Raw genomic sequence first — 11,790 nt, 5'->3', positions numbered from 1 at the left:
GTTATGTGATGGCGGTTACTCGCCCCTCGTCATTCAGCCGCAGTCGCCAGTGGCGCCGGATCGCGGAAGCTGGCCAGCAGCTTGGCTTCCTTGTCCTTGGCATCCTTCAGGTGTTTCAACTTCACATGGCCGTAGCCGCGGATATCTTCCGGGATTTTGGCCAGTTGCACGGCGAGGCCGTGGTTGTCGGTGGTCAGCTTGGCGCAGAGCTCCTCGATCAAGGTGAAATAATCCTCGATGAGCTGGCGCTCGGCCTGGCGCTCATGCGTATAGCCGAAGATATCCAGCCTGGTGCCGCGCAGGCCCTTGAATTTCGCCAGCAGCTTGAAGGCGCGGAACATCCACGGGCCGAACTGCTTCTTGGCTGCGATGCCGGTTTCCGGATCGGGCGGGTTGAGCAGCGGCGGCGCCAGATGGAATTCCAGCTTGAAGTCGCCTTCGAACTGCGCGTTCAGCTTTTTCAGGAACTCGCCATCGGTATACAGCCGCGCGACTTCGTACTCGTCCTTGTAGGCCATCAGCTTGTAGGCATAGCGCGCGACGGCCTCGGCAAAGCCGGTCATGCCCTTGGCCTTCGCCTCGGCGGCCTGCGCCTTGTCCACCAGCGCCTTGTAGCGCTGCGCGTAAGCCTCGTTCTGATAGGCGACGAGGCGCGGCAGGCGGTCGGCGACGATCTCCTCCGTGGTCTTGGCGAAAGCCTTCGGCATCATCGTGGCCAGGGTCGGCTCGGCGATGGCGTCCACGGTCTTGGCGTCCTGCGCATAGAGCCGGCCCCAGTTCAGCGCTTTCTTGTTGGCATCGATCGCGGTGCCGTTCAGTTCGATGGCCTGCAGCAGGGCATCGAGCGAGACCGGGATCAGGCCGCGCTGCACGGCATAGCCCAGCATGAACATGTTGGTGGCAATGGCGTCGCCCATCAGCGCCGTGGCGATGCGGGTGGCCTCCACGAATTCCGACAAGTTCTCGCCGGCCGCATTGCGGATGGCCTGGGCCATCTGGTTGTCGTCGAGCTGGAGATTGGGATTGAGCTGGAAGGCAGCCGTCGGCGTGAGATGCGTGTTGATCAGCGCCCGCGTCGCGCCTTTCTGCATCTTCTCCAGCGCCGCATCGCCGGCCGCCACCACCATGTCGCAGCCCAGCACCAGGTTGGCGCCGCCGGCCGCCACGCGCACGGCATGGATGTCGTCGGGGTTCATGGCAATGCGCACATGGCTGAGCACGGCGCCGTTCTTCTGCGCCAGGCCGGTGAAGTCGAGGACGGAGGTCCCGTAACCTTGAATGTGCGCCGCCATGCCAAGGATCTGGCCGATGGTGACGACGCCCGTGCCGCCGATGCCGGTGATCAGGATGTTGTAGGGCTGGCTGAGCGGCGCGACTTCCGGGGCCTTGAGGTTGGCGAACAGGTCATCCGCCACGCCATCGGGATTCTTCTTCACCTGCACCTTGGCGCGCTTGACCTTGCCGCCATGCACGGTGACGAAGCTGGGGCAGAAGCCTTTCACGCAGGAGAAATCCTTGTTGCAGGACGACTGGTTGATCTTGCGCTTGCGGCCGAGTTCGGTTTCCTGCGGCTCGACCGAGACGCAGTTGGATTTCACCGAACAGTCGCCGCAGCCTTCGCAGACCGCCTCGTTGATGAACACGCGCTTGTCCGGATCGGGGAAGGTGCCGCGCTTGCGGCGGCGGCGCTTCTCGGCGGCGCAGGTCTGGTCATAGATCAGCACGGTGCAGCCGGGGATGTCGCGCAGTTCCTTTTGCACGGCATCGAGATCGTCACGATGATGGAAGGTGGTGCCCGGCGCCCATTCGGTGCCGACCGGATACTTGTCCGGCTCGTCGCTGACCAGCGCGATGCGGCGCACGCCCTCGCCATAGACCTGCAGCGAAATCTGATGCGGGGTCAGCTGGCCGTCATGCGGCTGGCCGCCGGTCATGGCGACGGCGTCGTTGAACAGGATCTTGTAGGTGATGTTCACTTTAGCGGCGACCGAGGCGCGCAGCGCCAGCAGGCCGGAATGGAAGTAGGTGCCGTCGCCCAGGTTGGCGAAGATGTGCTTGTCCTCGGTGAACGGCGCCTGGCCGATCCACGGCGTACCTTCGCCGCCCATCTGCGTGAACGTCGCGGTCGAGCGGTCCATCCATAGCGACATGAAGTGGCAGCCGATGCCGGCTACCGCGCGGCTGCCCTCGGGCACGCGGGTCGAGGTGTTATGCGGGCAGCCCGAGCAGAAATACGGCGTGCGCTGGGTCTTGCCGATGCTGCTGGCCGCGGTCTCGCGTTCCTTCTGCTCGATGAAGGCGATGCGCTCCTCGATGCGGGCATTGGTCCCATAGCGCTTGAGCCAGGTGTAAAGCGCCTTGGCGACGATGGCCGGCGAGATTTCGCCTGACGATGGCAGCAGCCACTTGCCCTCGGCGTCGAACTTGCCGATCACGCGCGGACGCACGTCCTCGCGCCAGTTGTACAGCTGCTCTTTCAGCTGGTTCTCGATGACGGCGCGCTTTTCCTCGACGACCAGAACCTCTTCCAGGCCTTCGGCGAAATGGCGGGCGCCTTCGCGCTCCAGCGGCCAGACCATGCCGACCTTGTAGAGCCGGATGCCCATGTCGGCGGCCATCTCCTCGGTGATCCCGAGGTCTTCCAGCGCCTGGCGCACATCCAGATAGGACTTGCCGGTGGTGATGATGCCCAGGCGCGGACGCGGGCTGTCGATCACCACGCGATCGATCTTGTTGGCGCGGGCGAAGGCCAGCGCGGCATAGGCCTTGTGGCGCTGCAGGCGGTCTTCCTGCTCCAGGATCGCATCGGGCCAGCGGATGTTGAGGCCGCCCGGCGGCATCTGGAAATCGGTGGGATAGGCGATCTGCAAACGGTCGGGGTCGATCGAAACGCTGGCCGAGCTTTCCACCGTCTCGGTCTGACACTTGAAGCCGACCCAGATACCGGCATAACGCGACATCGCCCAGCCGAGCAGGCCGTAATCGATGAATTCCTGGACATTGGCCGGATGCAGCATCGGCATCATGGCGGCCATCATCATGTGCTCGGACTGATGCGCGACCGTGGAGGAGGCGGCGCCATGATCGTCGCCGCATAGCGCCAGCACGCCGCCATGCTTCGAGGTGCCGGCCGAATTGGCGTGCTTGAACACGTCCATCGAACGGTCGACACCCGGGCCCTTGCCGTACCAGATGCCGAAGACGCCATCGTATTTCGCCTTCGGGAACAGGTTGAGCTGCTGGCTGCCCCAGACGGCGGTGGCGGCCAGATCTTCGTTCACGCCGGGCTGGAACTGGATGTGATTCTCTTTGAGATACTTGCGCGCCTTCCAGAGCTGCTGGTCAAACAGGCCCAGCGGCGAGCCGCGATAGCCGGAAATGAAAGCGGCGGTGTTCAGGCCGGCGGCCAGATCGCGCTTACGCTGCAGCATGGGGAGGCGCACCAGCGCCTGGGTGCCGGTCAGAAAGACGCGACCGCGTTCGAGGGTGTATTTATCGTCCAGCGTGACATTCGCCAGCATTCGATATCCTCCCGATACCATCACCGTGTCTGGCCGCTTCCGGCGACCTGCTGCCGAATTAGGTCAGCATTACTTACCTAATTATAGGGTGCTCGCCGCGCCGGGTCGAGAGGAAAACGAAGCGTGCACTGCAACACCGAGCCGGTTGCTCTTTCAGGCTATTCTGATAGATAGCGCGGGAGCATTAAAGGGACACGCTGTCCCGTAAATCAGGTTGTTTCATGGCCATTCTGCTGACGGGCGCTGCTGGGTTCATCGGGTTTCACGTTGCGCAGGCTCTGCTGGCGCGCGGCGAAGAGGTGATCGGCCTGGATAATCTGAACGATTATTACGATCCGCGCCTGAAACACGCACGACTCGAACAGCTTCTGAGCCAGAAGGGTTTCCGATTCCACCAGATTGATATCGCCGAGGCTGGCGCCGTGCAGGCCGCCACCAAGGGTTCCGATATCCGCAAGGTGATCCACCTGGCCGCCCAAGCTGGCGTGCGCTACTCGCTGACCAACCCCTATGCCTATATCCGGTCCAATGTGCTGGGCCATGTGGTGATGCTGGAATTCGCCCGCAATCTGCCGAATTGCGAGCATATGGTCTATGCCTCGTCCTCTTCGGTCTATGGCGGCAATACCAAGCTGCCCTTCGCTGTCGAAGATCGCGTGGATGCGCCGATCTCGCTCTATGCCGCGACCAAGAAGGCCGACGAGCTGATGAGCCATGCCTATACGCATCTCTTCGGATTCCCACAGACCGGCCTGCGCTTCTTCACCGTCTACGGCCCCTGGGGCCGGCCCGACATGGCGATGTACATCTTCACCAAGGCGATTTTTGAAGGCAAACCGATCAAGGTGTTCAACTACGGCAACATGGAACGCGACTTCACCTATATCGACGACATCGTCGATGGCATCGTGAAGACACTGGATAATCCGCCGCCGGCGGACGAGCACGGCCGCCGCTACCGCCTCTATAACATCGGCAACAACAAGTCAGAGCCGCTGCTGCGGATGATCGACCTGATCGAGCAGGCGGTGGGCCGCAAGGCCGAGAAGGAACTGCTGCCGCTGCAGCCCGGCGACGTGCCGGCGACCTATGCCGATATCTCGGCGATCCAGCGCGACACCGGCTTCAAGCCCAGCACGCCGATCGATGTCGGCATTCCGCGCTTCGTCGACTGGTATCGCCGCTACCACAATATGGTCGGATGAGCCCCGCCAACCATGAGTGAAGTCCCCCAGATCGACCCCAACGGCATCGACCCCAAGGTGGTCGAGGCCATGGTGCTGCAGGGCATTCCGCACTGCGCGGCGCTGGGTGTGAAGGTGATCGAGGTCAAGCCCAGTCACGTCACCCTGTCGCTGCCCTACAATCCCGATCTGGTCGGCGATCCGGTCAGCGGCGTGCTGCATGGCGGCGCGGTCACCTCGCTGATCGACAGCGTTGCCGGCATGGTGGTCTTTGGCGCGCTGCTGCAGGCGCACCAGAAGCTGCAGGCCATCGCCACGCTGGATCTGCGCATCGATTACCTGAAGCCGGCGGCGGCGCAGAAAGAACTCTACGCCACCGCCGAATGCTACAAGCTAACCCGCTCCATCGCATTCGTGCGGGCGCGCGCCTATCATCCCGATGCGCCCGACGACCTGGTGGCCAACTGCGTCGCCACCTTCATGATCGGCTCTTCCGACAAGCCGCCGATTCCTACTGGTGCGAAGGTCCCGGGGGTGAAGTCATGAGCCAGGATTTCCCCGCGCTCATTGCCGCCGCCCGCGCGCAGCGCGATTTCTCGCCCTTCCTCGCGGCCGTGCCGTATTTCCGTTTCCTGGGCCTGAGCGTGAAGGCGGGTATGGAGCCGGGCGACCTTATCTGCGTGCTGCCTGGCGACCCCAAGTTGATCGGCAACGCGCGGCTGCCGGCCCTGCATGGCGGCGTGGTCGGCGCGCTGCTGGAATCGGCCGCCATCGTGCAACTGATCTGGTCGGCCGAGACCGACGCCATCCCGAAGATCATCGATCTGTCGGTTGATTACCTGCGCTCGGCGCGCCCGGTCGAGACCTTCGCCCGCGCCATCATCACCAAGCATGGCCGCCGCGTCGCCAATGTGCGCGCGGAGGCCTGGCAGGACGATCCGGCCCGCCCGGTGGCGACCGCGCACGCTCATTTCCTGCTCGGATAATTTTCCGCGATCACAGGGGATTGGCTGGTCCGCTCTGGTCAAACCGGGCATCCTTTCCCATATAATGCTGTAACCGCAAAACGAGGTTTCGCATGGCTTCCCCCGCCACCGTTTCTCTGTCCAAGGATTCCGTCGCCAATGATTACGGCGCCCTGCCGGTCTGGGATCTGAACGATCTCTATCCTGGCCTGGAATCCTCCGAACTTAAGCGCGATCTTGCTGCGGTGGCCGAGCGCGCCAGCAAGCTGCAGCGCGACTGGAAGGGCAAGATCGCCAGCGCTTCAGGCGATGAACTCGCCGGCGTGGTGGCGGAATACGAAGCGCTGCAGGACCTGCTTGGCCGCATGTATTCCTATGCCTCGCTGGCCTACGCCGGCGACATGGCCGATCCGAGGGTCGCCGGCTTCTACCAGGACATGCAGGAGAAGCTGAACGACATCACCACCAGCCTGCTGTTCCTCACCCTGGAGCTGAACCGGCTGGAAGAATCGGCGCTGGAGCAGAAATACGCAGCCTCGGCCAGGCTGAAGCATTACCAGCCCTGGCTGCGCGACCTGCGGCTGTTCCGGGAGCATCAGCTCGACGATGAACTGGAGCGGCTGCTGCATGAAAAAGCAGTGGCTGGCCGCGCGGCTTGGAACCGCCTGTTCGACGAGACCATGGCCGGGCTGCGCTTCCCCTATGGCAAGGAACAACTGACCGCCGAGCAGGTGCTGCATAAGCTGTCGGACCGCGATGGCAAGACGCGCAAGCTCGCCGCCAAGACACTGGCCAAGGTGTTCAAGCAGAATATCCGGCTATTCGCGTTGATCACCAACACGTTGGCCAAGGACAAGGAAGTCGAGGACCGCTGGCGCAAGTATCCGACGCCGGAAGCCTTCCGTCATCTGTCCAACTGCGTCGAGCCCGAGGTGGTGAATGCGCTGACCGATGCGGTCACGGCATCCTATCCGAAGCTGTCGCACCGCTATTACAAGCTGAAGGCCCAGTGGATGGGCATGAAGAAGCTGCCCTGGTGGGATCGCAACGCGCCGCTGCCCGAGGACAATGATCGCGTGATCGTCTGGGACGAGGCGCGCGACATCGTGCTCAAGGCCTATGGCCGTTTCTCGCCGCAGCTTGCCGATCTGGGCAAGAAATTCTTCGACAATGCCTGGATCGACGCCCCGGCGCGGCCGGGCAAGGCATCCGGCGCCTTTGCGCATCCGACCGTGCCGAGCGCACATCCGTATCTGCTGCTGAACTACCAAGGCCGCACGCGCGACGTGATGACCTTGGCGCATGAGCTGGGCCATGGCGTGCACCAGTTGCTGGCCGCCGAGCAGGGTCCGCTCATGTCGGATACGCCGTTGACGCTCGCGGAGACGGCCTCGGTCTTTGGCGAGCAGCTCACCTTCCGCGCCCTGCTCGATCAGGCCGGCCCGGAGCGCCGCAAGCTGATGCTGGCCTCCAAGGTCGAGGACATGCTGAACACGGTGGTGCGCCAGACCGCCTTCTTCAAGTTCGAACGCCAGGTGCATGCGGCGCGTCGCGAGGGTGAACTCACGCCGGACCGTATCGGCGAGCTCTGGATGGGCGTGCAGAAGGAAAGCCTGGGTCCGGCGATCCGCTTCGACCAGGATTACAGCGCCTTCTGGTGCTACATCCCGCATTTCATCCATTCGCCCTTCTATGTCTATGCCTATGCCTTTGGCGACTGCCTGGTGAACGCGCTCTATGCGCGCTACCAGGATGCCGAGCAGGGCTTCCAGGAGAAGTATTTCGACATGCTGAAGGCCGGTGGCACGCTGCGGCACCAGGAGCTGCTCAAGCCCTTCGGCCTCGATGCCTCCGACCCCGCCTTCTGGTCGAAGGGGCTGAACGTCATCGGTGGCTTCATCGACGAGCTGGAGCAGCTCTCCTAGTGGCAGAGCGCGACAGCACACTGGGTCGCGTCCGCCGTTACGCCAAGGTCGGTGCCTCCGTCGGCGGCCTGGCGGCACGGCTGGGTGCCGAGCGCGTGCTGGGCGTGAAGATGGATCGCGCGCAGCATGCGGTCGATCTGCGCAATGCGCTTGGCGGGCTGAAAGGCCCGCTGATGAAGGTGGCGCAGATCATGTCCACCATCCCCGATGCTCTGCCTAAGGAATACGTGCAGGAGCTGGCGCAGCTGCAGGCCAATGCGCCTGCGATGGGCCAAGCCTTCGTCAAGCGGCGCATGGTGACGGAGCTCGGGCCGCAGTGGCAGTCGAAATACAAAAGCTTCGATCTGGCGGCTTCGGCGGCGGCCAGCCTGGGCCAGGTGCATCGCGCCACAGCGAAAGACGGCGCGCCGCTCGCGGTTAAGCTTCAGTATCCCGACATGGCGTCGGCGGTGGAAGCCGACCTGCGGCAGCTCAAGCTGATCTTTGGCATCTACAAGCGCTACGACGCCGCCATCGACACCACGCATATCCATGATGAGATCGCCACGCGGCTGCGCGAGGAACTGGATTACGAGCGCGAGAGCCGGCATATGCGGCTCTATGGTGCCATGCTGGCCGACGAGAAGCAGGTGCATGTGCCAGTGCCGGTCGCGGACCTGACCACCAAGCGCCTGCTCAGCATGAGCTGGCTCGAGGGCCGGCGCCTGCTCGACTTCAAGGATGCGCCGCAGGAAACCCGCAACACCATCGCGATGAATCTGTTCCATGCCTGGTATGTGCCGTTCTATCGCTGCGGTGTGATCCATGGTGACCCGCATCTGGGCAATTACACGGTGCGCGACGACCTTGGCATCAACCTGCTGGATTTCGGCTGCGTGCGCATCTTTCCGGCGAAATTCGTCTCCGGTGTGATCGATCTCTACCGCGCCATTTCCAGCGATGACCGCGCGCTGGCCGTGCATGCTTATGAGACCTGGGGCTTCACGGGCCTGAGCAATGACGTGATCGACACGCTCAACCTCTGGGCTGAGTTCGTCTACGCGCCGTTGCTGGAAGACCGGCCGCGCCGCATCCAGGAGATGGAGCAGAGCGGCGTCTATGGCCGCGAGGTGGCCGAGGAAGTGCACCGCAAGCTGAAGACGCTGGGCGGCGTCACGCCGCCGCGCGAATTCGTCTTCATGGATCGCGCCGCCATCGGGCTGGGCGGCGTATTTTTGCACCTGAAGGCCGAGATCAACTGGCACCGCATGTTCCATGAGCTGATCGCGGGCTTCGATGCGGCGGCGTTGGCCAAACGCCAGGCTGCAGCGCTGACGGCGGCGGGGCTCGAGAGTCCGGCCTAACGGAACCCGCCTTTGCCTCGCGGGTTAAACCCGTATTAGCAGAGGAGGATCATCATGCCGCCCCGCCAGCCTGCTGCCGAAGACGGCCGTCTATCTGACTCCACCCACGAACCCCGCGCATTCGAAAGCGATCTGGACCGCCATCGCGATGGCGATGACTCGGTGTACGGATCGCATGGCGTGCAGGCCGAAACGCCGTCGCAGCCGGCGCGTCCGCAGCGCCTGTCTGGCCGTCGTCAGCCGGTCAGATTTCCCCGGTAATCCAACCTAATCCCTGTGTGGCAGGGCCCGATTGACCGGATTTACGGTTGCCGCAGGAGCGCTTTGGGCTGAAAATGGCGGCCATGGTCGACAGCCTGTCGTCTTCACCGCCGCCGCCATCCGCTACGCCGCAGGGTGTGGATGGCAGCCTGCGCGCGCGCGCCAAGGCCGAGCTGCAGGCCCAGTTTCCCGGGCTGACGGTGCTGGGCGATGCGCCGCCCGAGCAGGCCAAGCCGCAACGCAAGGACACCGGGCGCCCGGTCACCGGCGGCAATGAAAAACCGCTCGCCAGCGGCGATACGCTGCTGGGCGCACAGGAGCAGAAAAGCGACGAGGACAAAAAGGCGGCTCCCGGCGGCGAGCTGACCGATGAAGAGAAAGAACAGGTCGCCAAGCTGAAGCAGACCGACACCAAGGTGCGGGCGCATGAACGCGCCCATGCCGCGGTCGGCGGCCAGTATGCGGGGGCGCCGTCCTACACCTATGCCAAGGGTCCCGATGGCCAGCAGTATGCCATCGGTGGCGAGGTCGCGATCGACGTCGGCGCGGAATCCGATCCGTATGTCACGCTGCGCAAGGCCGCGCAGATCGCCGCCGCCGCGCTGGCGCCGGCCGATCCTTCGGGCGCGGATCGCGCCGTCGCCGCCGCTGCCGGCCAGCTCCGTAACCAGGCGCTGGCCCAGATCCGCGAAGAGAAGCAGCAGGAGGCCGAAGCGAAGGAAGCCGAACGGGCCGAAGACCGCGAGAAGAAGGCCGAGGCCGAGGAGCAGGCGAAAGCCGCCGACGCAGCTTCGCCCGGTGCGGCCGAAGATGCACCGAAGGTCGAGGTCAAACTGATCGGGCCCGCGCCGTTCGGGGCAGAAGCGGAAGAGGGTGCGGCGGGCCAGAAGGCTCAGGCCCAGACAGCTCAGGCCCAGACAGCTCAGGCCGGGCCGGTCGGCAGCGACCCGCCCGCGGCGCCCGCCGCCGCACTGGCCGCCGCCGCACTGGCCGCCGACGGCCCGGCCCAGCGTGCCAGCCGGGCCTATCAGAGCGGCGCCAACGACAATATCGCCACGGCAGGTCGGCGCATTGGCCAGCTGGTCGGCCTCATCGCCTGATTTCCCTTGCGTTTTCGTGTGGTTCCGGACCCATGGAGGGCGGCGGCAGGGGTTGTGTCGGCTTTGGCCGCCAGCGTAATATCCCTGTCGATTCAATCCCTAAACACGCAGAGGGCGTTATGGCCGAAGAACACAAGATGGGCACCATGGACATCACCGAGCACAAGTCCACCTGGGCCGGCTTCATGAAGCTGACCACCTGGGGTTCGGTCGCGGTGATCGTGCTGCTGATCCTGATGGCACTGTTCCTGGTCCGCGGTCACTAACCGCTGGGCGGCGCTGCGAGGCGCCGCCTTTTTCTTGTTTAAGCGTTCGGGGGGATCAGAATGAAAATCGGTATTCCAAAGGAACGCCGCAGCGGCGAGAAGCGCGTAGCCGCTTCGCCGGAGACGGTGAAGAAATTTGTCGGTCTCGGCTGCACGGTGGTGATCGAGACCGGTGCAGGCCTCGCCGCCGATATCCCCGACGATCAATACACCGCCATGGGCGCGCAGATCGCGGCTGACGCCAGGGCCACCGTCGGCGATGCCGACATGGTGCTGAAAGTGCAGCGGCCGATGACGGCGGCCGAAGGCAGCGACGAACTGGCGCTGCTCAAGAAGGGCGCCATCCTCGTCGCCGGCCTGCAGGCGCTGCAGCAGCGCGACCAGGTCAAGGCCTATGCCGCCGCCGGTGTGAATGCCTACGCCATGGAGCTGATGCCGCGCATCACGCGCGCCCAGTCGATGGATATCCTGTCCTCGCAGTCCAACCTCGCCGGCTACAAGTCGGTGCTGGATGCCGCCGCCCATTTCGGCCGCGCTTTCCCGATGATGATGACCTCGGCCGGTACCATCGCGCCGGCGCGTGTCTTCATCATGGGTGTCGGCGTGGCAGGTCTCCAGGCCATTGCGACCGCCAAGCGCCTGGGTGCTGTGGTGTCGGCGACCGACGTGCGCCCGGCCACCAAGGAGCAGGTGGAAAGCCTCGGCGGCAAGTTCGTCTGGGTTGACGATGAAGAGGCCCGCAGCTCGCAGACGTCCGGCGGCTACGCCAAGGAAATGTCGGCCGAGTACAAGGCCAAGCAGGCGGCGCTCGTATCCGAGACCGTGAAGAAGCAGGACATCATCATTACCACCGCGCTGATCCCGGGCCGTCCGGCTCCGGTGCTGGTGACGGAAGAGATGGTGAAGTCGATGCGCCCGGGTTCGGTGATCATCGATCTGGCGGTCGAGGCCGGCGGCAACTGCCCGCTGTCCAAGCCCGACGAGGTTGTGGTGGTGAACGGCGTCAAGATCGTCGGCTACACCAACTATCCCAGCCGCGTGCCGGTCGATGCGTCCAATCTCTATGCGAAGAACCTGTGGAATTTCCTCAGCCCGCATTGGGACAAGGATGCCAAGACCTTCAAGTTCAATCCGGAAGACGAAACCGTCACCGGCACCTGCCTGACCCGCGATGGCCAGGTGGTGCATGCGTCGCTGAAAGAGGGGAATTGATCATGGGTGAGGT

Annotated in this window: 10 protein-coding genes; 9 read left to right on the top strand and 1 reads right to left on the bottom strand. The window is 64.1% G+C overall.

Going from position 1 to position 11,790, the window contains the following annotated elements; translation table 11 throughout:
- Positions 1–29: 29 nt before the first annotated feature.
- Positions 30–3,521 (bottom strand): indolepyruvate ferredoxin oxidoreductase family protein, encoded by a 3,492-nt coding sequence (locus AC1RRT_RS02350; RefSeq protein ID WP_493012045.1) that lies wholly within the window; start codon positions 3,519–3,521, stop codon positions 30–32.
- 221 nt (positions 3,522–3,742) lie between these two features.
- Between AC1RRT_RS02350 and AC1RRT_RS02345 the strand changes: the two genes are divergently transcribed.
- The 9 genes from AC1RRT_RS02345 to AC1RRT_RS02305 all read left to right on the top strand — a co-directional run bounded on the left by AC1RRT_RS02345 (position 3,743) and on the right by AC1RRT_RS02305 (position 11,777).
- Positions 3,743–4,726, top strand: coding sequence for an NAD-dependent epimerase/dehydratase family protein (locus tag AC1RRT_RS02345; protein ID WP_493012044.1), 984 nt, complete (start codon positions 3,743–3,745; stop codon positions 4,724–4,726).
- Between the two features lie 12 nt (positions 4,727–4,738).
- Positions 4,739–5,251, top strand: coding sequence for a PaaI family thioesterase (locus AC1RRT_RS02340; protein WP_493012043.1), 513 nt, complete (start codon positions 4,739–4,741; stop codon positions 5,249–5,251).
- The gene (locus AC1RRT_RS02335) at positions 5,248–5,691 is read left to right on the top strand and encodes a PaaI family thioesterase (RefSeq protein ID WP_493012042.1); all 444 of its coding nucleotides are present in this window, start codon (positions 5,248–5,250) and stop codon (positions 5,689–5,691) included. The genes AC1RRT_RS02340 and AC1RRT_RS02335 overlap by 4 nt, the downstream gene beginning before the upstream one ends.
- A 92-nt stretch (positions 5,692–5,783) precedes the next feature.
- Complete coding sequence (locus AC1RRT_RS02330; protein WP_493012041.1) at positions 5,784–7,595, top strand: M3 family oligoendopeptidase; 1,812 nt, start codon at positions 5,784–5,786, stop codon at positions 7,593–7,595.
- The gene (locus AC1RRT_RS02325) at positions 7,595–8,938 is read left to right on the top strand and encodes an ABC1 kinase family protein (protein WP_493012040.1); all 1,344 of its coding nucleotides are present in this window, start codon (positions 7,595–7,597) and stop codon (positions 8,936–8,938) included. Before AC1RRT_RS02330 ends, AC1RRT_RS02325 begins: the two co-directional genes overlap by 1 nt.
- 54 nt (positions 8,939–8,992) lie before the next feature.
- Entirely contained in the window at positions 8,993–9,199 is a 207-nt protein-coding gene (locus tag AC1RRT_RS02320) for a hypothetical protein (RefSeq protein WP_493012039.1), read from the top strand.
- A 74-nt stretch (positions 9,200–9,273) separates the two neighbouring features.
- Positions 9,274–10,299, top strand: a complete 1,026-nt coding sequence (locus tag AC1RRT_RS02315; RefSeq protein WP_493012038.1) for a putative metalloprotease CJM1_0395 family protein — start codon at positions 9,274–9,276, stop codon at positions 10,297–10,299.
- 119 nt (positions 10,300–10,418) lie between these two features.
- Complete coding sequence (locus AC1RRT_RS02310) at positions 10,419–10,565, top strand: aa3-type cytochrome c oxidase subunit IV (RefSeq protein WP_493012037.1); 147 nt, start codon at positions 10,419–10,421, stop codon at positions 10,563–10,565.
- 60 nt (positions 10,566–10,625) lie between these two features.
- Positions 10,626–11,777: a Re/Si-specific NAD(P)(+) transhydrogenase subunit alpha gene (locus AC1RRT_RS02305; RefSeq protein ID WP_493012036.1), complete on the top strand. Its 1,152-nt coding sequence runs from the start codon at positions 10,626–10,628 to the stop codon at positions 11,775–11,777.
- The last annotated feature ends 13 nt before the right edge of the window (positions 11,778–11,790 follow it).

This window comes from Ferrovibrio sp. GW821-FHT12B10, from assembly GCF_058807515.1.
This window is presented reverse-complemented; position numbering and strand designations above follow the sequence as displayed.

Coding starts and splice junctions, on each gene's coding strand:
- AC1RRT_RS02350 (WP_493012045.1), bottom strand. CDS start 3,521: ATGCTGGCGAATGTCACGCTGGACGATAAATACACCCTCGAACGCGGT.
- AC1RRT_RS02345 (WP_493012044.1), top strand. CDS start 3,743: ATGGCCATTCTGCTGACGGGCGCTGCTGGGTTCATCGGGTTTCACGTT.
- AC1RRT_RS02340 (WP_493012043.1), top strand. CDS start 4,739: ATGAGTGAAGTCCCCCAGATCGACCCCAACGGCATCGACCCCAAGGTG.
- AC1RRT_RS02335 (WP_493012042.1), top strand. CDS start 5,248: ATGAGCCAGGATTTCCCCGCGCTCATTGCCGCCGCCCGCGCGCAGCGC.
- AC1RRT_RS02330 (WP_493012041.1), top strand. CDS start 5,784: ATGGCTTCCCCCGCCACCGTTTCTCTGTCCAAGGATTCCGTCGCCAAT.
- AC1RRT_RS02320 (WP_493012039.1), top strand. CDS start 8,993: ATGCCGCCCCGCCAGCCTGCTGCCGAAGACGGCCGTCTATCTGACTCC.
- AC1RRT_RS02315 (WP_493012038.1), top strand. CDS start 9,274: ATGGCGGCCATGGTCGACAGCCTGTCGTCTTCACCGCCGCCGCCATCC.
- AC1RRT_RS02310 (WP_493012037.1), top strand. CDS start 10,419: ATGGCCGAAGAACACAAGATGGGCACCATGGACATCACCGAGCACAAG.
- AC1RRT_RS02305 (WP_493012036.1), top strand. CDS start 10,626: ATGAAAATCGGTATTCCAAAGGAACGCCGCAGCGGCGAGAAGCGCGTA.